Annotated in this window: 16 protein-coding genes and 1 pseudogene; 8 read left to right on the forward strand and 9 right to left on the reverse strand. The window is 59.4% G+C overall.

Features of this window, described 5'->3' with window-relative positions:
• Positions 1-124: 124 nt before the first annotated feature.
• Positions 125-1,150, reverse strand: a complete 1,026-nt coding sequence (locus VGL22_RS04005) for a 4-hydroxy-3-methylbut-2-enyl diphosphate reductase (RefSeq protein ID WP_465265596.1) — start codon at positions 1,148-1,150, stop codon at positions 125-127.
• A gap of 476 nt (positions 1,151-1,626) precedes the next feature.
• Between VGL22_RS04005 and VGL22_RS04010 the strand changes: the two genes are divergently transcribed.
• On the forward strand, positions 1,627-2,307 hold the full coding sequence (locus tag VGL22_RS04010; RefSeq protein WP_465265597.1) for an NAD-dependent epimerase/dehydratase family protein: 681 nt from the start codon (positions 1,627-1,629) through the stop codon (positions 2,305-2,307).
• 879 nt (positions 2,308-3,186) lie between these two features.
• Positions 3,187-3,933, forward strand: coding sequence for a DUF4230 domain-containing protein (locus VGL22_RS04015; RefSeq protein ID WP_465265598.1), 747 nt, complete (start codon positions 3,187-3,189; stop codon positions 3,931-3,933).
• 19 nt (positions 3,934-3,952) lie between these two features.
• Here VGL22_RS04015 and VGL22_RS04020 read toward each other — a convergent pair whose 3' ends face one another.
• Positions 3,953-4,735, reverse strand: coding sequence for a LexA family transcriptional regulator (locus VGL22_RS04020; protein ID WP_465265599.1), 783 nt, complete (start codon positions 4,733-4,735; stop codon positions 3,953-3,955).
• Positions 4,736-5,170: 435 nt separating this feature from the next.
• Between VGL22_RS04020 and VGL22_RS04025 the strand changes: the two genes are divergently transcribed.
• The gene (locus VGL22_RS04025) at positions 5,171-5,584 is read left to right on the forward strand and encodes a response regulator (protein WP_465265600.1); all 414 of its coding nucleotides are present in this window, start codon (positions 5,171-5,173) and stop codon (positions 5,582-5,584) included.
• 428 nt (positions 5,585-6,012) lie between these two features.
• Here the strand turns inward: VGL22_RS04025 and recN are convergent, their stop codons facing one another.
• Entirely contained in the window at positions 6,013-7,695 is a 1,683-nt protein-coding gene (gene recN / locus VGL22_RS04030) for a DNA repair protein RecN (RefSeq protein ID WP_465265601.1), read from the reverse strand.
• Positions 7,696-7,836: 141 nt separating this feature from the next.
• On the opposite strand from recN, the gene VGL22_RS04035 reads away from it, so the two are divergent.
• From VGL22_RS04035 to tolB, 4 genes are all read left to right on the forward strand, one after another.
• Positions 7,837-8,709 (forward strand): MotA/TolQ/ExbB proton channel family protein, encoded by an 873-nt coding sequence (locus VGL22_RS04035; protein WP_465265602.1) that lies wholly within the window; start codon positions 7,837-7,839, stop codon positions 8,707-8,709.
• Positions 8,710-8,712: 3 nt separating this feature from the next.
• On the forward strand, positions 8,713-9,144 hold the full coding sequence (locus VGL22_RS04040; RefSeq protein WP_465265603.1) for an ExbD/TolR family protein: 432 nt from the start codon (positions 8,713-8,715) through the stop codon (positions 9,142-9,144).
• Between the two features lie 75 nt (positions 9,145-9,219).
• Positions 9,220-10,005 carry an energy transducer TonB gene (locus VGL22_RS04045; protein ID WP_465265604.1) on the forward strand — a complete coding sequence of 262 codons (786 nt, stop codon included), beginning with the start codon at positions 9,220-9,222 and terminating at the stop codon, positions 10,003-10,005.
• 85 nt (positions 10,006-10,090) lie between these two features.
• A complete protein-coding gene (gene tolB / locus VGL22_RS04050; protein WP_465265605.1) occupies positions 10,091-11,434 on the forward strand; it encodes a Tol-Pal system beta propeller repeat protein TolB in 1,344 nt (447 codons plus the stop codon).
• A gap of 341 nt (positions 11,435-11,775) precedes the next feature.
• Here the strand turns inward: tolB and VGL22_RS04055 are convergent, their stop codons facing one another.
• The 6 genes and pseudogenes from VGL22_RS04055 to VGL22_RS04080 all read right to left on the reverse strand — a co-directional run bounded on the left by VGL22_RS04055 (position 11,776) and on the right by VGL22_RS04080 (position 20,797).
• Entirely contained in the window at positions 11,776-13,326 is a 1,551-nt protein-coding gene (locus VGL22_RS04055) for a tannase/feruloyl esterase family alpha/beta hydrolase (RefSeq protein ID WP_465265606.1), read from the reverse strand.
• Positions 13,327-13,381: 55 nt separating this feature from the next.
• On the reverse strand, positions 13,382-15,787 hold the full coding sequence (locus VGL22_RS04060; protein ID WP_465265607.1) for a glycoside hydrolase family 31 protein: 2,406 nt from the start codon (positions 15,785-15,787) through the stop codon (positions 13,382-13,384).
• Between the two features lie 66 nt (positions 15,788-15,853).
• Positions 15,854-16,960: an alpha/beta hydrolase gene (locus tag VGL22_RS04065; RefSeq protein ID WP_465265608.1), complete on the reverse strand. Its 1,107-nt coding sequence runs from the start codon at positions 16,958-16,960 to the stop codon at positions 15,854-15,856.
• 26 nt (positions 16,961-16,986) lie between these two features.
• Positions 16,987-19,116 (reverse strand): alpha-N-arabinofuranosidase, encoded by a 2,130-nt coding sequence (locus VGL22_RS04070; RefSeq protein ID WP_465265609.1) that lies wholly within the window; start codon positions 19,114-19,116, stop codon positions 16,987-16,989.
• A 101-nt stretch (positions 19,117-19,217) separates the two neighbouring features.
• Positions 19,218-20,039: pseudogene (locus VGL22_RS04075) on the reverse strand (alpha-L-arabinofuranosidase C-terminal domain-containing protein).
• Entirely contained in the window at positions 20,039-20,797 is a 759-nt protein-coding gene (locus tag VGL22_RS04080) for a hypothetical protein (protein WP_465265610.1), read from the reverse strand. The pseudogene VGL22_RS04075 and the gene VGL22_RS04080 overlap by 1 nt, the downstream one beginning before the upstream one ends.
• Positions 20,798-21,031: 234 nt before the next feature.
• Here VGL22_RS04080 and VGL22_RS04085 point away from each other — a divergent pair, with 234 nt between their 5' ends.
• Positions 21,032-22,252 (forward strand): alpha/beta hydrolase-fold protein, encoded by a 1,221-nt coding sequence (locus tag VGL22_RS04085; protein WP_465265611.1) that lies wholly within the window; start codon positions 21,032-21,034, stop codon positions 22,250-22,252.
• Positions 22,253-22,263 lie beyond the last annotated feature (11 nt).

Genomic DNA, 22,263 nt, shown 5'->3' on the forward strand with positions numbered 1-22,263 from the left:
AAAAGGGCTTTTCCGGCTTTCCCGCCAATGTACATGAAAAGCCGGCAAGCACGGCCGTCCGCGCACTGGTATGAATCGATCTGGTCCACCCGGGTGGTCCGGATGACCTCACTCGGAGTGCCGGTCAGCGTACGGGCACAGCTTCCGCGCCGCTTGCCCCGCCAATTGCCTGCACAATCTCCGGAGGCAGGCCGAATCGAACATTCTCCGGCATAACCTCTACTTCTTCGACGCTGCTGAACCCGTTTTGACGCAAGTAATTCACCACGTCTTCCACGAGCACTTCAGGAGCGGAGGCGCCGGCCGTAACCGCAACGTTAGTCACGTTTTCCAGCCACTTTGGATCGATCGCGCGGGAGTCATCAATCAGGTACCCCTTGGTGCCCAGGTTCCGCGAGACTTCCACGAGCCGGTTGGAGTTGGAGCTGTTGGTCGATCCCACCACCAGCACCAGATCTGCGTTATGCGCCACGTTCCGCACCGCAACCTGCCGGTTTTCAGTGGCATAACAGATATCCTGCGAATGCGGGCCCACAATGTTGGGGAACTTCTGTTTGAGCGCGTGGATGATGTCCCGCGCTTCGTCCAGCGAGAGCGTAGTCTGCGTCAGGTAAGCGACACGATTAGGATCGGGAACCTCCAGCGTATCCACCTCTGCCGCGCTCGAAACCACCTGCGTCACATCCGGCGCTTCGCCCAGCGTTCCTTCGATCTCGTCATGGTCGCGGTGGCCGATCAGCACCAGCGAGTAGCCCTGCTTGGCGAATTTGACCGCCTCGATGTGAACCTTGGTCACCAACGGGCAGGTAGCGTCAATCACCCTCAAATTGCGGCCCTTTGAACGGTCGCGAACCGCCGGCGATACCCCGTGCGCCGAATAGATCACCCTCTGCCCATCGGGTACGTCGTCAATCTCATGCACAAAGATCGCGCCCTTGTCCGCTAACTCATTCACAACATAGCGGTTGTGCACAATCTCACGGCGGACATAAATGGGCGCGCCGAACGTATCCAGCGCGATCTTCACGATGTCGATGGCACGTACCACGCCGGCGCAAAAACCGCGCGGCTTCAGCAGCAGAACTCGCTTGGTGGTCGTTGCTCCGGGGTCGGCGCCGTTCGAGATGGATTCGAGGACAGTTGAGGTCACATTACAAGTATACCAACGGGCGAGTTTTCTGCACGCCCCCAACCCCGCACGACCCACCAGAGCCAACAATGCGAGCCCTCCTGCACGAGCCCTCCAGCAGGAAAATCTCAGGGTTCCAGTGCTTTGTAACAGGGCATGACTTCAGTCGTGCCGATCAAGCTGTTCAAAACTATCAGTCTGGGCTTTACAGGCTGCGGAAAAACTCAAAATGAGCAGGGTTTGTAACAGGGCACGACTTCAGTCGTGCCGCTAATGCTAATAGAATGTGTGGGCTTTAGCCCCTGCCACTGCCCGACTCACCACAAAACCAGCCTTTTTTTCCCAGCCTCTTTAGCCCCTGCTGCACGTTCCATTCTGAAGAGCGCCTCTTTCAGGTTTTCCGCGGCTTGTTCAATCGTGCCAGAAAAGACCTGCAGGCTGCGCCGAAGCGGCTTTTCCCCGCAGCCCTGTAAACTTCCCCTTAAACAGAGGTCCCAATGAACGACCGCAATTTTGCCGCAATCATCCTCGGTGGCACCGGCCAGGTCGGCAGTGCGGCCGTCGCGGAACTCCTCTCGCTTCCGCAATGCCGCCAGGTCGTCATGGTCACCAGAAAACCCATCGCCGCGCCGCCGCGGGTGCGCAACGTCGTTCTCGACACCGGCGCCGCTGATTTCGCCGACCGCACCGCCGCCCTCGCCCGCGAGGTTCTTAGCCAGGGACCCGCCAGCGCCATCAGTTGTGTGGGCGTCGGCTCCGGCTCCATGCGCTGGAGCGAAGAACAGTTGAAACAATTGGAACTCGGCGTGGTCGGCGCCTTTGCCCGTGGCTGCCGTGATGCCGGAATCGTCCAGTTCTGCCTTCTTTCCGCCGTTGGGAGCACCGCCCGCAGCCGCTTCCGCTACGTCCGCGTTATGGGCATGAAAGAAGACACCGTCCGCGCCATCGGTTTCACCCGCCTCGCCATCTTCCGCCCCGGCATCATCGTCGGAAACTCCCATACCCCTGCCTGGGCAGGCTGGTTGGGGAACCTCGTCCCCGGGCGGTACGGCAACATCCGCCAGCAAATCCTCGGCCGCTCCATCGCCGCGGAGATCGCCCTCCACAGCCGTGACTCCGGCGAAGTGCTCCGCGAGAATGCGGCCATGAAGGAACTCGCGGCGCAGCTCAACGGCTGATCGGGCTGCGCACCGGCCCCGTTCTCGATTTCGCCCCCTAACGAATCCTGTGCACCACCGCGGTATAGCCGTCGCAGACCACCAGAACGTCACCCTCTGGACTGAGGACGGCAACCCGCTCGCGCGAACGGAACATGTCTTCTTCGCGGTACACCTCGGCGCCCGTGTCGAGATCGAATACCTTTGGGGCGCGCTTTGCCGGTTTTCAGATGAATGAAAGTTGCAGCCGTAGCCGTCGGAATGTGGAAATCCCCGCGGGGATTTCCAAGCGTGTGCGAAGAGTGGAAAGCCGGCTTCATGGCTTTCCATGCTTTCCACACCCCGTCATTTCCAATGGCCTGAATCTCCGCCACGCTGTAAACCATCGCTCCGGTCGCCTTGTAAGCATCTCCCGGGTTTGCTCCTGCGATTGGCCCCCTGGCGCGGAACAGCACATCGAATGTGACAGCGCTCACAGCCATCCCAAACCAGTCCGTTGCATACTCCTTACTGCCGCCCCGCTGGGTGCTCGAAAATCAATGCCCTCAAAAAACCCATCCTCGGTCCGCAACTTCTCCCGACACCCGACCCCTGCGCATCCACATGTTTACCAGAACGTTACGGAGATCCCTTTTTTTTGCTGTTTCGCTCGTGACCAAAAATAAACTCTTTGTAAACAATGCGATACAGATTTCCATATGTGATGTATCTCACCATTTTAAGGGCCATTCCTGAGGCGACCCCCTCCATTTCAACAGCGTGAGCTCATTCATCACTTCCTCGCATTCCCCGTTTGTGTACTGAAACGTTACGCCCGTTTGAAGGGACCGCACTCGGCAACCCGGCCCACAGGCGAAAGCAGTCGTCTCCCCATCCCGGCCCCCCCCAGGGCGGAAGTTATTGGCCCATCTGCCCCGCCAAGTGCGCAACCGCACCCGCGCAGCCGCTCTCAACCTCCGGCACCGCATCGAACTCAGCATGGAAGAACTGCAGGACGACGTACAAGAGGTCGAAGAGCGCAAGGGTCGCCATGGCATCTGGGCCCTGGCCGTGGGAGCGATCCTCCTCGGCCTTGTCGTCGCGCTGATCCTCATTCCCTCGGTGCTGGTGAACGCCGCTCTCTGGACCCCGTTCGGCAGCTTCAAATGGGGCCGCACCACCCGCATCGATACATCCGCACCGTCCGTGGTCGAAAAGATTCGCCAGCTGTCCCGGCTCGAATCGGTCCAGTACTCAATCGATAAAATTGTGGAGGGAAACCGCCAGGCCCCCGGCATTCCTGACTTCCTCGCCGGCGACCGCCTTCTCTTCATAGCGCATGGCGACGTGATCGCCGGCGTCGATCTCGCGCAACTCGGCAAGAACGATGTGCGCGTCGATGGAGAAGCCGTGCAGGTGCGCCTGCCGGCTGCGCAGATCCTCACCGCGCGCATTGACAACGAGAAGAGTCGCGTCTACCAGCGCAACACCGGACTGCTTGTGCCCGTCGATCCAAACCTGGAGTCGCAGGTGCGCCAGGCGGCCGAGCAGCAGATCACCCAGGCCGCCCTGGACGACAAAATCCTCGATAAGGCCCGAGACAACGCGCGCGTCAGCGTGACCGGCCTGCTCTACGCACTTGGCTTCCGCAAAGTCGACGTACAGTGAACCGCGCTCGCCTTCCGGCCTAAGCCGCTGCCGGCCCGCGATCCCGCGACACCCACCACAGCACCTCGCCAAACACCTTCCACCTGGACGCATTGCTGACATCCAGTGGCATGTGCCGATGGTTCGCTGAGAGGAGCAGATCGGTATTCTCCAGCCGCTGCAGGCGCGCCACCTTGAAGCCCAGATCGCGGTGCGACACCACGACGATCTTCTGATCCAGTTGCTCGCGGTCCGTCTTTGCCGTGTCGACAAAGAGGATGGAACCGTCAGCAATCACTGGCATCATCGAATCCCCTTCGACGTGCATGCCAATCATCTGGTCGGGATTCGGACACCATGCCAGCGGAGCCAGCAGAATCGCCTCCACCTCTACCTCCGCCAGGCTCACGTTCTCGCGCGGAGGCACCTTGTCTCCGTAAGCTGAGACGCGCAGCAGCGGTATGGCAACCGCATTCGCCGCATCGGTGAGCTGCTTCGAGACACGGCTGCCCGCGATCAGGTTCAGCTCATCCAGGTTCACGCGGACCGAGGAAGCCGCTTTATTGATGCTGGCATCGGGCAGGTTGGCAACGTCCATACCCGCGCGTTCCCAGAAGTACACCGCATCCCGGCGCGGAGAAAGATTCCCGAGAGCCACATAGCCTTCAGCCGTGGGTTCGTGTTTGCCCTGGATCCAGCGCGACACTGTCGCTGGAGAAACACCCAGACGTTCCGCTAGTCTGGCCTGGGTGATTTTAAGGTCTGCGATGAGACGCAGAATTCGTTCCGCCCATTCAGGCACGAGTGGATGTTGTACCGCCATTGAAGACTCCGGTGTCAACTTTACCTTCCCGTAAGTTGTTCCATCCATGGAATTTCTAAGATGGAAACAATGTTTGGAGCCCGTGCAGGTATCCTAGCAGGATTTCCCCCGCATCTAACTAGTCCGTGGGGCCGCGGAACCATAAACTCACGCACAAATCCTGGAAGGTACGGTAAGGCAGTGGCGCGAGGCGGCAGCCGGAACGCCGTCTGATTCGCTACCCGATAGACGCAACACTCGGTTTTGCGGTTAGCATGCGCGGGACGAAGTGCAAGCAGAATGGCACCGCGGAAGCAGGCAGGCGTTAGTCGAGCTCGCTTGATGTTTGGAGTTCTATTTCATACACTGCATTGCCACTCCGCCCTGGGATCGTTTTCATCATTCTCCTCGGGCGCGGAAACCAGAGCTGGCGATGGCGGCAAGGAGCAAGACGATATGCCAGGCCTACTAGGCAGCCGCAAAATCATGGTGGTCGATGATGAAGAGACCATCGCCGACACGCTGGCACTGATCTTTTCTTCGAATGGCTACGACGCGAAGGGCGCTTACTCCGCAGAGCAGGCTTTGGAGATGCTGGAGGTGTGGCGGCCTGACCTGGCCATCATCGACGTCGTGCTCCCAGGCATGAACGGCATTGAGTTCGCCATCTTTTTAAAAGCCAGCTACCCTGACGTGCACTTCCTGCTCTTCAGCGGACAGCCCGGATCAGGCGGCTTGCTGGAAGAAGCCAAAAAGAAGGGGTACCTCTTCGAAATTCTCGCCAAGCCCCTGCATCCCACGTTCATGCTGGCTACCGTGGCCAATATGCTGTCGGCGCCACCCATGGACATGAGCCACATGCCGAACTGATCACACCCACACGGTTTAAAGATGAGATAGAAACGCGCCGCGCGCGCAGATGGAAACCCCGATAGTTTGCATCTGCGCGTGCGGCGCGCTGTCTATAGACTGCAATCGCTCTGACCGCAGGCTGCTACTTCTGCGGCTGAGGCGCGGGCTGGCTCGGTGTCGGAGTCGGCGTAGAGCTGGAGCCGGCGGCTGGTTCACCCGCTGCCGGGCTCGGCGTGGGAGTGGGCGTCGGTGTAGAACTACTGCTCATGGTGCTCTTCCTTTCAAATGGGGAATTTGTGAGGATTGTTTGAACCATGGCGCACCCGAAGGAAGCTCGGGATCGCACTAACCCGGAGAAGGATTCTGCCGGGGTGATCCATACTACAACGCGCCCCGGGCAGGTGCGAATATGAATTTTTTAGACAGTCTCAGGCGCTCGCCGGCTCCTACCTGCTGGCGGCAATCATCTGTGCCGCGTGCTGCAGGCTTGTCTCCGTCACTTTGGCGCCACTGAGCATGCGCGCTACTTCATGCGTGCTTTGGCGCTGATCCAGAAGCCGGATCTGCGTCTTGGTGCGCCCGTCAGACTCGCGCTTGTCGATGAGAAAATGCTGATCGGCGAAGGCGGCGATCTGCGGCAAATGCGTCACGCATAATATCTGCTGCCCCCGGCTCAGAGCCTTGAGCTTCTGGCCCACAGCCTCAGCCGCGCGCCCCCCAATGCCAATATCGATTTCATCGAACACCAGCGTACGCGGCGTAGGCGTCTTCCTCTTCGACTTCGACGTCGTCTCTTCCACGGCGACTTTGAGCGCCAGCATCACGCGGCTCATTTCACCGCCGGACGCAATCTCGTGCAGCGGCTTCAGCGGCTCGCCGGCGTTGGTGGCGATGCGGTATTCCACGTCATCCCAGCCCGCCGCGCTCCAGTGCTGCTCGTCCTCGCGCGCCGCCACAACGATCTCAAATCGAACCTTCATGGCAAGCGAATTGATCTGCGCTTCCGCCTGCTTCGCAAGGCGCACCGCGGCGGCTTTACGCTCTGCGCTCATTGCTGCGGCGGCTTTGCGATACTCCGCTCCCGCCTCATCGACCTCCGCCCTAAGGCGTTTAAGAATCTCGTCGCGATCTTCCACTTCGGCGAGCTTGCTCGAAACATCCTCCCCGAACGCGAGAATCTCTGCGACGGTCTTGCCATACTTGCGCTTCAGGCGATCGATGATGGCCAGCCGATCTTCGATCTCTGCCAGGCGATCGGGGCTGGCATTAATCCCCTCGGCATAATCGCGAAGGCTCGTTGCCACATCGTCAATGATGGCGCGTGCAGAATCGAGCTGCTGTTTCGACTCGTTCAATTTGTTGTCGTAGCGCGCCAGTTCCTCCACGTGCTTGATAGCGGCTCGCAGGCACACTTCCACGGAGATGCCGCCCTCATACAGTTGATCGAATGCGCCCATCGCCGCGGCATAGAGCTTCTCGGCATTGGCAAGCACGCGCTTCTCCGTCTCCAGCGTTTCGTCTTCGCCGGGTTCGAGCTTGGCGGAGTCGATCTCTTTCGACTGGTATGTCCACAGATCCACCATGCGCAGCCGGTCCTGCTCGCCCTCCAGCAGGTCAGCCAGCTTCTCGCTCGCCTGCTTCCACTTGGCATGTGCATCGGCCCCAGCCTCGAGCGAGAGCCCCGCGAAACGGTCCAGCAGATGCCGTTGCTGTCCCTGGTCAAAGCTCGTCAGCGTCTCGGTCTGCGCATGCACCAAGGCAAGCTCCGGCGCAAGCTGCTTCAGCACCGCAACCGTGGCAGGCTGATTGTTCACAAAGACTCTTCCCTTCCCCGTCGAGAGAATCTCCCGCCGCAGAATCACCTCCGTGCCTTCCACGTCGATGCCGTTCTCTTCGAGGACCGCTTCAGCCCCCGCCGTGGCTTCGAACACGCAGGAGACTACGGCCCGGTCCGCGCCGTGACGCACAACCTCGGCCGACGACTTGCCGCCCATCAGCAAGGCCAATGCGTCCACCAGAATGGATTTGCCCGCGCCGGTTTCGCCGGTGAGCAGGTTCAACCCCGGCCCGAAAACGGCGATGGCGTGGTCGATAACAGCGTAGTTCTCTGCGCGGAGCTCTATAAGCATATTTGGAAGAGGCGGTCCGAGCGCAGCATAGCATGGCAGGAGCGTCCGCGTGGCCTTCTACTCACATCCAATACTGCAGGGGGCATCCGTTCGATAACTTGGAGCGCACCCGTCCGTCTGATACCGTTAATGATGAGGTGAATGCCGATTTTTACCCCTCTAGCCCTTGCTTTTCTATTGCAAAATGATGCCGCTCCGGCTGCCGATGGCGGCGGCGTTTCGCACGGCGCCGGCGCGCTGATGGACCTGCTGAGCCAGATCGGCCCCGTGGCCATCGGCGTCCTCCTCGTGCTGCTGCTTTCGAGCCTCTATTCCTGGACCATCATCTTCCGCAAGTGGAGCACGTTCCGCACCGCCACCAACGCCAGTAAGCGGTTTGTGCGCACCTTCCGCAAGGCCAGCCGCCTGCAGGAGATCGCGGCCATAACCGGCGATTACAAAGACAGCCCGCTGGCGCAAGTCTTTGAAGATGTCTACGAAACCTACAAGCGCCAGACCGGCGGAGCCGGTGCGCCGCGCAATCTCACCCCGCTCGAGCGCAGCGCGCAAACCGCGGCCAGCGAAGCCGTCACAAGCCTGGAGCGCCGCCTCTCATGGCTCGCGACGATCGCCGCTGTAAGCCCGTTTGTCGGACTGTTCGGAACCGTGATGGGCATCGTCGAAGCCTTCCAAGGCCTCGGCACAGCCGGCGCCGCCACGCTCCGCGCCGTCGCCCCCGGTATCGCCGAAGCTCTGATCACCACGGCTGCCGGCCTGTTTGTGGCCGTTCCCGCCGTGGTGGCTTACAACCAGTTCGCTGCCCGCATTCGCGTATTTGCTTCCGCCATCGATGACTTCTCGCGCGAACTGCTGAATTCGCTCGAAGAGATCCAGGTCCGGCCCGCGGCTCCTCCGCCCCCCATGGCTGCGCCTGAGCAGGCAAACCCCTATCCCGCTCCGGCTGTGGCTCCGGCGCCTCTCTCGTCGCGGCCGCTTTCTGGAAGCGGCGGCCGCGAACTTCCGTCGCGAGGTTAAACCGTGGCCTTCACCACCGCAAACGGCCGCACACAGACTTCGCTGGCGGAGATCAACATCACCCCGCTCGTGGATGTCGTGCTGGTGCTGCTGGTGATCTTCATGATCTCCGCGCCCGTGCTGCAATCGGGCATCGAAGTCGCCGTACCCAAAACGCGCACCGTGAAAGAAATCACAGAGCAGCGCGTGGTCGTCACCATCGATCGCGACCAGCAGGTGTTTCTCGGCGACTCGCCAGTCAACATCCACGACCTCGGGCAGAAGCTGCACGAGGCAAGCGGCAGCGGCGACACTGTCAAGCAGGTCATTTACCTTCGTGCCGATGAACGCGTCCCCTTCGGTGCTTTCGCCAGCGTGATGGACGCCGTCAAACAAGCGGGGATCACAAACATCTCCATCGTCACCCAACCGGTAGACACAAAAACCGGCAAGTAAGACTCGAACGCCGCCAACTCGCTAAATCGCCAACTTGCTAACCCGCTAACCCGCTAGCTTCCTGATCTGCCAACCATGAGTGTCCTACTCGAACGCGAAGAGCAACTGGAACTCGAGCTGACCGGCGAACCCATCGCCGCGCCTGCCACGGGATCGGTGTTGCTCCACCTCGCGCTTGCAGGAGCGGTTGCTGCCTTCTACTTCGTCAACATCTCACACAATCTCTGGGGCGGCCCAAACGTCGGCGGAGCCATTCAGGTAAACCTCGTTTCCAGCGCGATTCCCCTCCCCAGCGACGTGCCTCCCAATCAGAACGTGCTGGCAACGGAGAAGCCCAGTCCCGCGCCCGCGCCCCCCGAGCCCAAGACCGCCGCACCCAAAATCGACGACGCCATTCCCATCACCGGCAAGAAGGAACCCATCAAGCCGCAGCCCACGCCCCAGAAACAGCAGAAACTCCCCCAGCCGCAGCAGCAAAACAAAGCTGTATATGGCGAGCAGGCAGCGAACAATTTGCCGCGCGCCGTGCAAGGGCAGACCAACCCCGGTCCCACGTCGATCACGCAAGGTGACTTCGGCACCCGTTTCGCCTGGTATGTCGACGGCATCAACCGCAAGATGTCGCAGGTTTGGAATAAATTCGAAGTCGATCCCCGTACTCCGAAGGGCGCGCGCGTTTTCATCATCTTCCCCATCTCGAGGAACGGCCAGCCGGGCAATCCGCAGCTCGATCGCTCCAGCGGCAGCCCCACGCTTGATCGCTCCTGCCTGCGCGCCGTACAGCGGGTTGACACCTTCGGTGCGCTTCCCAACGGTTACAACGGCAGCAACCTGAACGTCTCGTATTATTGTGAGTACTGATTCTTCGTCACGATCGATATTGAGCTCGATCGCCCGCGCCGGAGCGCGCCCACACCTGTGCTCTTGAGGAAGGATTCCACTGATCATGAAGGTAAAAATCCCTTGTCTATGTCTGCTACTTGTTGCCCTGATCGCAGTTTCCGCTTCCCTCAACGCCCAGGACTGGGTCCATGCCGGCACCAATCTCGGCAACGCCCGCATCCGCCTCGGCGCGGCTGACTTCAAGCCCGTCGGCGCCGATCCCCAGACCCCAGCCCTTAAGGCCACCTTCGACGCCACGCTCTTCAATGACTTGCAGAACGCCGGCATCTTTGACATGGTGTCGAAATCCATGGCGCCCCAGGGCACCCCCGGATCGCAGCAGGAGATCAACCTCGGGCAGTGGTCCGCCGATCCCGCCAAGGCAGAAATGGTGGCCTTCGGCGCGCTCAGCAGCAATGGCGGCCGTCTGGTCGTCTACGGCTTCCTTGACGACACCCGCAACACCCAGAGTCCGCAGGTGCTTACCCAGCAGTACAACGAGGCTTCCAGCCAGGAGATGGCCCGCACCGTCGCGCACCGCTTTGCCGACGCCATCATTGAACGCCTGGGCGGCGGCATCAACGGCATCGCTGAAACCAAGATCTACTTTGTTTCCAACCGGACAGGCACCAAAGAGATCTGGGCCATGGACTACGACGGCCAGAACCAGCACCAGATCACACACCTGGGCAGCATTTCCATCTCGCCGCGCATCTCACCGGACAATAGCCGAATTGCGTTCGCTTCCCTGGGCACCGGGGGCTGGGCGATCCGGATGTATTCGCTGGAGTTAGGGCGAATGGTCAGTTTCCCGGGAGGAACCACAGGTGGCAACAATCAATCCCCAGCCTGGTCAGCCGATGGGTCGAAAGTCTCCTTTTCGTCCGGACGAACCGGGGACCCGGAGATATGGGTTGCCGACGCGAGCGGTGGAAATCTGCGTAAGCTCACGTCGTTCCGCGGACCCGACGTCTCACCCACCTGGAACCCCCGCACCAACGCGCAAATAGCCTGGGTTAGCGGGCGCACCGGGTTGCCCCAGATCTACATCATGGATCAGGATGGCGCCAACGTTCAGCGCATGACCGACGGCGGCTACGCCATCTCCCCCTCCTGGCACCCCAATGGAGCCATGCTCACCTTCAGTTGGAATCGCAAGTACGGGCCCGGCGCTCCCGGCGGCCAGGACATATACGTCATGGACATCGCCTCCAAGCGCTGGATGCAGCTCACCCATGAGTCCGGCTCCAACGACTTCCCTTCCTGGTCGCCCGATGGCCGCCATATCGTCTTCGAACGCACCGTGGGCCGCCACACCCAGCTCTGGACCATGCTGGCCGACGGCACCCAGCAGCAGGAGCTCACCCGCGGCGGAGACAACTTCATGCCCAACTGGAGCTGGAAGTAGAAACACACACAACAAGCGATCCTCGGCAATCGCATCCCGAGGAATGCCTCGGGCCACCAGCCCCGCCGCCGCTATACGCACCAGAAATCTACGTAGCTGACGGCGGGACTGCGCAGATCGCGCGGCCCCGCAATGCGTGGCTATCCCACAATTACTCGCCATTTTTAACTAATACACCCACAATAGTCCCCACAGCGCGCTTCCGCGAAGAGGCCGGCAGTGAATTCAACGCCACCAAGAGCTGCAGTTTCCATTCGTCGAAACGTAGAACCGCGACAGGTCAGCGACACGGATGGATCGGTAAAGCATGAGTGCGAACCTCTCGCGATAATCTAGTGTTGCTATTGGCATTGGAAGTTGCGGGCATCCTGGGTGTCACCGGATCCGTTGTACTGGGCGTGTTTTGGATATGCACAGAGTGGGCGACTCCTGCCGTGGAATGCCTGGCCTGTGGCTATAACGGAATCGGGCGCGGTTCCTTTCTCCACCCAGTCGACGACAGCGCTGAGCATGTCGAAATGATCGAGAGACGGGCCGCCTCCACAATGAGCCATCCCAGGCACGAGGAAGAAACGGCTCCACGCAGTAACCTTGTAGGTGCCCCCGTTGGTTTCATCCAGGGATTTGTAATAGCCGAGTGTATCGAGAGGCGAGAACCACGGATCGCTGTCGCCGTGGAAGAAGATCAGCTTGCCACCGTTAAGCGAGAACGTCGAGAGGTTGGTGGACGCGGGCTCGACGAGCGGATCGGAGGCGTGAAGAGCCAGCTTGTCAACATCGATTTCTGTCGCAGTGGTGTAGGGACCGAAGAGGCCGTTGGGGCCGAGTGCCAATAGTCCCGGAGCGAATCCCCTGGCCACGATGCCGGCGTCATAAAGGAAGCCGGGGTAGACTTGCGTGCCGTAGCCATTCTTCGGTCCGGCAAATGCCTTCTTGATAGCAGCTATCTTCTCGGGCGCGATGCAGGCATCATTCTGGCCGGACTTGCAGGCGAGGACACTGGGGTCGAAGTCGCAGCCGAGAGGGTCGGAGATCATGCCATCGGCAACACCGTCTTTTGCGTCGCATTGTTTCATCAGCGCATCCATAAAGAGCTTGCGATCGCCTTCGGTGAGGAACTTATCGATCTGCGGCTTGCCGGAGCCGTCTTTGGGAGCGGCCTGGTTGTAAGCCACTGGGATCCATTGCGCGATGGCGAGGTTCGACAGTCCAGTGCGCATGGCCGGATCGCCGGAGACGATCCCGTTGAATACGGTGGGATAGCGCTGCGAGAGGATCATGCCTTCGCGCCCGCCTGTAGAGCAGCCGACGAAGTAGGAGAAGGCCGCGGGTTTTCTGTAGTAGTCCGCGATGATCTGCTTGGCGACCCCGGCGACTTCAGCGTTCGCGACGAAGGCGAAATCGAGATAGGCCTGCTGGTCGCGCATGAAGGAAAAGTCGAAGGCTCCGGTCTTTGCTTTGTGTCCTGTATCAGTGCTTGCTACGGCAAACCCGCGAGAAAGAGCGGGTCTATCGCCGGAATAGCTCGCGCCGGCGGGATAAGCAACGATGCCGTTGCCACCTCCGCCGCCCTGCATCATGAAGTCGCCGTTCCACGCGGCCTTGTCGGGCAGAGCGAGCGCAAAGCCGATGCCGAATTCTTGGCCATCGATACCTTTGCGGCGGTTAATGATGCCGTCGACACGACAATGCGCGGGAAGCGGACCGATCGCGGGGGCACCGGGGTACGGCGGCGAGACGGTTGTGCCGGCGGGAACGAGTTGTGCCGTGATGATTTCAACGCGGTCGAGCTTGAGGCCTGTGAGATTCGCACATGAGCCAGGAGATTGAGCTTCTGCAATCGTTACTGAACTGGCGGCGACGGCGAAGAGAATCAGTATTGAATGCTTCATAAAGGCCCTTCCTTTCACGTAAACAAATCGATCGCCGAAGGTGCGCGTAGCAACTTTACTCAACCGTTGTTTGAATCTCTTTGCCTTCGTAGGTGACCTCGGCGTTTGCCGAGTCTGTGACTTCGGCGCCGACCCCGTGCCCACTGCTGACTAAAACGACACGAAATCCGCGGTGTTCGACCATTCCATGGAAGGACCCCTCGCGAGTGCCGATTGTCAGCTTGCCAGCGCGATCGTCCCAGCGGATTGGAACGACAGAATGCTCACCCTTCTCGTACTCGTAGCCGTCGCCCGCATCTTCATACAGATCGAATTTGCCATCGGCACCGCGATAGATTCGTAGCTCGATGGGCCCAGCAGGATCCTGCGCGGCGTACTCGATTTGCGGGCCCAAGGGAAGGATGGAACCGGCGCGCACGAAGAGCGGCATGCGATCGAGAGGCGCCTCGGCTTCGATTTCATGGCCGCCAGCGAGAGACTTGCCGGTCCAGAAGTCGTACCACGCGGCAGCCGCAGGCAGATACACGCTGCGCTTTGTCACGTTGGCTTTGAGCACCGGATTGACAAGGAGGGCCGGGCCAAACATGAATTGATCGCCAAGATTCCAGGTCTCCGGATCCGTGCGCCAGTCCATGACGAGGGGACGCTGGATAGTGTAATCGGCGCTCGTCACCTTCCATGCCAGCGAATAGATATACGGCATCAGACGGTAGCGGAGCTTATCGTAGCTCACAAGGATGGGCTCGACTTTGTCGAAGGCCCACAGCTCATTATGCGGTCGATGCCCATGCGTGCGGAAGATCGGACAGAACGTGCCGTATTCAAACCAGCGCGCATAGAGTTCCTGGAATGCGGGGTCCGCGAGAGGGTCATCGTGGGGCGGCCAGTAGCCACCAATGTCGGTGGTCCAATATGGGCTGCCAGACAAGGCAAAGTTCAGCCCCGCAGGCACCTGGCGGCTTAGGCCCCAGTAGGTTCCGTAGACATCACCCGACCAGACGGTGGCGCCTACGCGCTGCTGCCCGAGGAAGGCAGAACGAGTGAGCAGGAAAACGCGCCTGCCCTGGTTCTGCGCCTTCCAGTGGTCCTGGACTCCGAGGGTATGCATGAGCGGAAAGACGTTTGTGAATTCGGCGCCGTTACCGATAGCGATCTGGCGGCTACTGAGGATTGCGTCGCCCATATGCGGCCAGTATTCTTCGGGCTCTGCACTATCGAGCCAGAACGCGTCCCACCCCTGCGCCAGCAACTTGCCTGGCAAGTTTTCCCAATAAAGGTTGCGCGCGTCGGGATTGGTGGCATCGTAGACGTGCGCCTCTAGTACGAGTTCATGCTTTGCGTCGAGAAGCTTGTATGTTTCGGATTGGGGATCGAGCAGGCCCCACACCGAGATCATGGCGTGCACGTTCTCTTTGTGCAGGACTTTGAGATCTTGCGCCACGTCATGATAGTTGGAATTGAAGACCGGATCTCCCTCGGTCTTCCACCAGAACCAATCCTGCACCATGGCGTCGAGCGGAATATGTTCCCGGCGATAGCGCTCTGCGATCTCGCGAATCTCGTCGAGCGATCCGTAGCGATCCTTCGATTGAAAAAAGCCATAGGCCCACTTCGGCAGCATGGGCGTGTGGCCGGTCATGGTCCGGTACTCGTGAAGAACAACGTCGATCTCCCGGCCGTAGAGGAAGTAGTAATCGATCGACTTGCCGGCGATAGAAGTCAGCTTCATATCAAGCGGGAATCGATTGTCAAAATAGGTGAGCGCCGCCGTGTTCCACATCAGCCCGTACCCCTTGTTCGAAATCAGCAGGGGGATTGCGACATCGGTGTTGTTTTGACCCAGCTCTACTGTGGCGCCGCGATAGTTGAAGATGCCGCTCTGGTGCTGGCCCAGCCCGTAGAGCGCTTCTGTGATCGGAGGGGAAAAGCGGTCCGTGACGCGGTAGGTGTGTTCTCCATTAAGCTCGACCGGCTCGTAGGTGCGGGGAATACTGTTTCCCTCGTTCAGCAGCGATTCTTCACTGGACGTGCGAAAGGAGAGATTGCCGCGCTCGATGTTCACGATCACCTCAAGCTGAGCAGTCTTTATGGTGGCCGCCTTTGCGTCCTGCGCAAACGCGAATGGCGCTCCAGGGCAGGATTGCTGTGGGTCGAGCATCCACGGGCGGGGTGAGGTGGAAGCGGAAGGTTCTGGCGTTGCAACGACGTGAATCACCGAGTCAGAACATACCGTGACGTCGAGAACTTCCCTTCCCGCAGTGGCGCGGAGACCGTGGCTTGTCTGCTCAACTTGCTCCGGTGGAGGACCAGGCGCCTTTTGTCCCGGCATTTGCGCAGTCGCAATTGTCGAAGCTGCGAGCAAGAGAATGACAACGGGAATTCGTTCCGAAAAACCGACACTCGATTGGAACGCTCGCTCAATTCGGAGCATGTTGAATCTCGACTTTCTGTTCGCCAGCATCTTACCGCGCGATTCATGATTGCAATTGATCTCAAACCCATGAGCAGCCAGACAGCGATCTGGTCGCTAACGACAATCTGCCGTAAAGCAAAGGTTCTTGCTGAAGAACGGCAGCACATGGTTCTGGAATCGATCGGCAACTGCGCTGACATGCGTGCCGGAGTAGATCTCAAAGCTGTTGGCGATTCCGTAGTTATCTAGAATGGTGTGCAGCTTGGTGGCATCGAATCGCAATCCGTCCTGATCGCCCACGTCCATAGAGATGGCGCGGTATTGCTTGAGATTGCCGATGTACTGATCGACGAACGCGAGCGGGGAGTTAGCCGTGTATTTCGCTACGATATCCGGCTGCAGAACACCGTCTTTGGTAGGCAGGTCGAAGTAGAGGGGAGGGTTCTTTGGATTGGGAGCCCACGCCGCTGCCGTTGCATATTGTGCGGAGGCGAAGCCGGGCGACTGTGCTGCCAGCTCAGCCGGAGACTTGGCCGCGGCAACCTTCCTCTCGCTGGCGATCGCCCGCTCCTTGATCTGATCGGCGGTCCCCGGTCCGCCCCCGACCATCGAAGACATGCAGCAGGGACTCATGACGTAGAGAGCGCCGAAGACGTCAGGATGCTTCATGCCGATGCGCGACGCACCATACCCGCCCATGGAGTGACCGACGAGACCGCGACTGGTGCGATTTGGGATGGTGCGATAGTGCGCGTCGATGTAGGCAACGACGTCGTGCCATATGAACTTCTCGAAATCGCCGGTTGTGACGGAGCTTGAATACATGGAGCCGTTGTAGATGGTTTTGGAATCAGGCAGAACGACGATCATCTCCTGCGCACCCGTTGCAAACGCGCCTTCGATGGTCTGTGGCACATGGATCTCATGCGTCCACTGCTCGGCGCCGATGGAGTATCCATGCAACGCATAGACCACGGGATAGCGGCGCTTTTTGTCATTCGCGTAACCGGGCGGCAGAAAGACGATGACGTCGCGATCGACCGCGTCCCCTTCGAGATTGCCTTCGAGGGCAGCGCAATGGACCTTGATGTGCTCGACCGTGGCGGGCTTTGCGCCCGGGACGGGATCGGGGACGTTAGTCTGCACCTGGCCCGTGGCCTGTGTTGCCGGCGCGATTGCGATGGCGAATGCGCATGCAAAGAACAGCTTCATTATGTTCATAAGGACCCTTTCTCGAATCAACTCGGCTACTGCACCGGGTAGGAATAGATGTTCACGCTGAAGGGGCGCACTGTGATGGTTGCGGGCAACGCACCGAGTGGCTCTTCTTCGATCTGGACTTCAGGCTTCTTGTCGACCTGTACGGTCGCATCGATGGATGCGGGAGCCATCCGCCACAACTTCCCCTCACTCGCGAGCTTGGTTCCGTTGATTGCGATCCGTATGCTCTGTTCTGACTCGGAAGGATTGAGTACGGCGATGGATAGAGTCTTGCGATCTTCGCTCAATGCGGCGCTGACGTCGAGCGGATAGGTGTCGCTGCCGGGATTGATCGCGGGTTGGTCCCCACCGGCCGGAAATGTAGGCTTCGGCTGCGGTGAGTCGCCGGTTACCTCGACAGGAAGGGTGCCAAAGTGATCGCGGTACATCTTGAAGAGCATTCCGGTGGGGTTGAGTACAGCTTCGGTGCGGTTCTCGCTCATCGTCGCAGTCGCAAAAGTAAGTGCACCCATTTGAAAGAGATCGGAGTGGCGAAACATTTCGTGGAAAGCCCATGCATAAGCCGGAACTACCTTGTAGCCGTCGCGATTGCCACCGAAATACGCCCACTCGTCGATGGCAATTGGAACCGCTTTGGCACGGAGCGCAGGGATGCGCTTCAAGTACTCCTGATAGTGCTCGTATTTCGCGCGCACCTGCACGGCCGGTGCGCGTTCCCATTCGAGCAGCGACAGAGGAGGCTCGATGGGCACCTTCTTTTGCAGCTTCATGTCGGTGTGCTGCGTGCCAGATGCGTAGTAGTGCTCGCTGACCAGGTCGATGTTGTCTAGGCAGTTCAGGAGCATCTGGCCGGTCCAGTCTGCTGGGGAAAGATAGTCAGGAACATACTGGCCGTTGATGCGGCGGGACTGGTCGGCGCCTTCCATCACATCGGGCATGGCGCCGCCGGCGATCAACTTGATGGATGGGTCAACCCCTTTCATCTCCTTCGCGAATAAGTTGTGCTTCAACTCGAATTGCGGAAGGGACATCGCGCCCATTTGGTAGTCGCCCCAAGGCTCGTTACCAACTCCCCACCACTTCACCTCGTAGGGCGAAGGGTGGCCATTTGCGGCTCGCCATTTTCCCATTGGCGTGGTGGCAGCGCCGTTGGTGTACTCGACCAGCTCTCGCGCCGACCACGCGTCGCCGAAGCCGGCATTGACGGTGATGTAAGGATCGACGCCAAGAAGACGGCAGAGCGTGAGGAACTCATCGGTGCCAACGTCGTTGGGCTGCACTGCGTGCCAGACGAGATCGAAGATCGGCGGACGCTTGTCGATGTCGCCGACGCCGTACCGCCACTCGTAGGCGGAGACGAAGTTGCCGCCGGGGAATCGCAGAACGCCAAAGCGCAGTTGCTTGAGCGCGGCGATCACTTCCGGCCGGAAGCCTTCGATGTTGTCCGCGGGCATGAGCGAAAGCGCGCCGACGTGGAAGGAGCCTGTACCTGTGCCCGTGATCTCCAGTGTTGCGTCGTCACTGTCCGTTGCGGCGGTGTAGCGCAATGGGAACTTGCGATATCCTGCGCCGATCGTATGGAGATTGATTGTCTGACGATCGCTGGGCTCCTTGCCCCAGATGAGCGTGACCTTGACCAACGCGCCAGGAGAACCGGCGAGTACGATGCGTCCGATGTAGGCCTTGCCTTTGCGAACCGCAATTCCGGACTGCCCGAAGCCGCGTGGCTCTTTCGCATGGAGCTTGACAAGTGGAGAATGATCGCCGGCGTAGGCCAAACTCGTATCCATTGTTATTTCTTCGGCTCCGCCAATCGGCGTCCACCAACGAGTGGGCACGCGATTGAACCGGGGATTACCGCCCGCATTTCCGATCACCGGAGGAGGGTTAGGAGCCGTCGCAGCGACTGGATAAAAGAACTTGCGATCGACAAGCATCTCAGACCACACGCCGGTATTAACGATGTCGCCGCCGTGCTCGAGAAACTGGCCGTAGATGTTTTTCGAGATAGGCACGCCGGTCTTAGAGGTATCAATGGCTGCGGTGACCGTGCGAGTCTGAGCCGAAGCGGCTAAAGTAAGCGCAAGCACCGCGAGAAGGCACGATGCCTGGCGTTGAGAAAGCGTTTTCGCGAGCGCAGTCTGCAATGAGTGCATGGTCGTTTTCTCCCGGGTGTTGGATAGTATGCGATGCCTGCTTGTTGAACTTCGAATGGACTGCACAATCATCCGCGGCTCTCACGGAGGTTGGTTCGCGACTACGGCTCAATGGAGACTACGGTCACTGATCGAGGCTCCATCGTTAGGGATAACTTGCCTCCCTGCACCTTCACCGCTGCAGGCTTCGGCACAACTGAAGCCGGTGCATCAAAGGTGTTCACACTGTCCACTGCGGCCCCCGTTAACGTCTCCGTCTTCGCCGATTTTGCGGTTATTCCTGCCAGGTCTGCGTCGATGACCGCGGGATTTTCCGCATCGGGGTTAGTGATCTCAAGCAACACCTTTCCGTCGGCGCTTTTTGCGGCGATGGCATCCACGCGCGGCAGGGTTGCGCTGCCGTGGGTGTGGGTGCCCGCGTCGAAGACGACGGGAATAAAGGTGGCACCTTGAAATGGAACGTACATCTTGAAGACTCAGTAGGTGGGAGTCAAGACCATTTTCTCTTTGTCCGTAAGGATCATCGCCTGGAGAACATTGATCATCTGGGCGATGTTGGCCATACGCACGCGGTCGGCGTGACGGGCAAAGATGTTCAGGTTGAGGGCGGCGAGAATCGCATCGCGAACGCTGTTCTGCTGAACGAGAAACGCGGGATTAGAGCCGGTCAGCGGTGCATGCCAGGCGCCCCACTCATCCACAGACAAGGTCACTTTCTTCTCCGGATCGAACCTGTCCATTACCGCCTCCTGCTTGCGCAGGAACTCATCCATGAATAGGGTCGATTTGAGAGTCTTAGCGTATTCGTCTAACCCGAATTTGTCGGAGGGTGTCGATGGCGGCCAGCCGTTTGGCACTGTAAACCAGTGCAGCGACACGCCGTTGATGTCCCACGCCCAGGTGTGCTTCTTCCAGGCTTTCATCACGGCTTCCGTCCACTCGGTGTCCGGCGTGCCGGGCCCACGGCGATCTTGAGCATCTGGTCTTGGGTTCGCTGCGCCGGATTCATGTTGAGCACGAAGCGGCTGTAAACCTTCATCAGGCTGACGTAATAGTCGGATGTCATCGCACCGCCGCAGTCCCAACTCTCGTTGCCGAGGCCGAGAAAGCCGACCGTGTACGCCGCGGGATGGCCATTGGCGGCTCGCTCTTTGGCAAGAGCCGTGGGCGCAGCGGCGGTCATATACTCCAGCCATTCGGCTGCTTCCTGGGGTGTACCCGAGCCGACATTGACAGACACGTATGGTGAGCTGCCGATCTGCTGGATGAAATCCATAAACTCATCGGTGCCGAAGGCATTCGTATCGATCACATCGCCCCATGCCGAGTTCACGGTGGCCGGGCGCTTGTCGCGGGGGCCGATTCCCTTGCGCCAGTGATACTGGTCGGCAAAGCAGCCGCCGGGCCAGCGGACGTTGGGTACCTTGAGTTCCTTGAGGGCGGCTACTACATCGTTACGAATTCCGCGGGTGTTCGGAATGGATGAATCGGGGCCGACCCAAATTCCTTCATAGAGTCCGTGGCCGAGATTCTCGGCAAACTGGCCAAAAAGGTTGCGATCGATCTTCGGGCCCGGCTTCGTCGCGTCGACAGATAGACGAACAATGTTGTCTGCAGCCAACAAAGGCGCAACCGAAGAGAAAGCAAGCAGACCTAAAACAGCAAGAATGCGACGCGCCACAGACCCTGCCTCCGTTGATCCGTCGGAAATTCGAGGCACGAGTTTACAGCCGCCGTTCTCGTATTCCGTTCCAGAACCCTCGAATATACACAGGGCAAGCCAGAGCAAACAAGCCAAATAAATCGCTTTATTTGTCCAGGATGATGGCTTTAACATGCCGAGGGTTGAGGTTTGCAGACTGATCCGGTCCCCAAGCCTGCTCTTTTTCGGTAAACGTTTGCGTGGAGGTGCGTTTTGAAGGCAATTGGATTTGTGATGCTCCTGGCAGCGAGCTTCTGTTTTGCGCAGGAGCCGAGTGATTTCCAGCCCGCAACATCGAACGTTCTGGATTCACAGTATCCGAAGGTGGACGGCAACTCGCGCGTGCAGATTCGGTTTAGAGCGCCTGACGCGACGAGGGTGAAGCTTAATTTCTGGAGTGGTCCGAAGGTCGACATGGAGAAGGCAGCGGACGGGTATTGGACCTTTACAACGCCGCCCATGGCCCCTGGACTCCACTACTACACGATCATCGTGGATGGCGCGGAAGTCAGCGATCCCGCCAGCACCGCGTACTTTGGTGGAAGCAAATGGGCCAGCGCCGTCGAAGTGCCTGAAGCCGGAGCGAACTATTACCTGCCGCAGGAGGTCCCCCACGGGCAAGTGAGCGAGATCTGGTACCACTCCAGCGTGACGGGCACGTGGCGACACGCATTCGTTTACCTGCCGCCGGATTATGACGCGCAGACAAAGGCTCGATATCCGGTGCTCTACCTTCAGCATGGCGGCGGCGAGGACGCATCCGGATGGATCCGACAAGGCAAGGCAAATTTCATTCTCGATAATCTGATCGCCAGCGGCAGCACAAAACCGATGATCATCGTGATGGCCAATGGATATGCCAGCCGCGCAGGATACATAGTCCCTGACCTGACCGGAAAGCCATTCGGCTCGCCGGAATTCATGAAGGTGATGCAGGAGCGGATGGGTGCGTTCGAAGATGATATGACGCAGGTGCTGATTCCGTTCATCGACAAGACGTTCCGCACGATTCCCAATCGCGATCACCGCGCCATGGCGGGGCTTTCGATGGGTGGCATGCAGACTTTCCAAGTGACTTTCAATCATCTTGACCTTTTCTCGTACGTTGGCGGATTCAGCGGAGCTGCCAACGTATTTGCAATGGGCAACAACAAGCTGGATACGAAGACCGCATTCAACGGGTCCATGGCCGATCCGGCGGCATTCGCCAAGCGGGTGCATCTGCTTTGGATCGGTGTGGGTACCAACGAGCCCGAACGCATGAAGACGGGACTCGAGAATCTCAACGCGTCTCTGGGCGAAGGTAAAATCCAGCACGTGTTTTACGAGTCGCCGGGTACCGATCACGAATGGCAGACATGGCGCCGCGACTTGAAAGATTTCGCACCACGACTATTCCAGGCATCAGCGCAACCAGCGACTTCCGCGCGATAACTGAGGATCAC

The sequence above is a fragment of the Occallatibacter sp. genome, assembly GCF_036502485.1.
In the GTDB taxonomy this organism is placed as follows: domain Bacteria; phylum Acidobacteriota; class Terriglobia; order Terriglobales; family Acidobacteriaceae; genus Telmatobacter.

What these genes read in the sequence shown, in the direction of transcription:
- VGL22_RS04010 (WP_465265597.1), top strand. Translation starts at nt 1,627, where the DNA reads ATGAACGACCGCAATTTTGCCGCAATCATCCTCGGTGGCACCGGCCAG.
- VGL22_RS04020 (WP_465265599.1), bottom strand. Translation starts at nt 4,735, where the DNA reads ATGGCGGTACAACATCCACTCGTGCCTGAATGGGCGGAACGAATTCTG.
- VGL22_RS04025 (WP_465265600.1), top strand. Translation starts at nt 5,171, where the DNA reads ATGCCAGGCCTACTAGGCAGCCGCAAAATCATGGTGGTCGATGATGAA.
- recN (WP_465265601.1), bottom strand. Translation starts at nt 7,695, where the DNA reads ATGCTTATAGAGCTCCGCGCAGAGAACTACGCTGTTATCGACCACGCC.
- VGL22_RS04035 (WP_465265602.1), top strand. Translation starts at nt 7,837, where the DNA reads ATGCCGATTTTTACCCCTCTAGCCCTTGCTTTTCTATTGCAAAATGAT.
- VGL22_RS04045 (WP_465265604.1), top strand. Translation starts at nt 9,220, where the DNA reads ATGAGTGTCCTACTCGAACGCGAAGAGCAACTGGAACTCGAGCTGACC.
- tolB (WP_465265605.1), top strand. Translation starts at nt 10,091, where the DNA reads ATGAAGGTAAAAATCCCTTGTCTATGTCTGCTACTTGTTGCCCTGATC.
- VGL22_RS04055 (WP_465265606.1), bottom strand. Translation starts at nt 13,326, where the DNA reads ATGAAGCATTCAATACTGATTCTCTTCGCCGTCGCCGCCAGTTCAGTA.
- VGL22_RS04060 (WP_465265607.1), bottom strand. Translation starts at nt 15,787, where the DNA reads ATGCTGGCGAACAGAAAGTCGAGATTCAACATGCTCCGAATTGAGCGA.
- VGL22_RS04065 (WP_465265608.1), bottom strand. Translation starts at nt 16,960, where the DNA reads ATGAACATAATGAAGCTGTTCTTTGCATGCGCATTCGCCATCGCAATC.
- VGL22_RS04070 (WP_465265609.1), bottom strand. Translation starts at nt 19,116, where the DNA reads ATGCACTCATTGCAGACTGCGCTCGCGAAAACGCTTTCTCAACGCCAG.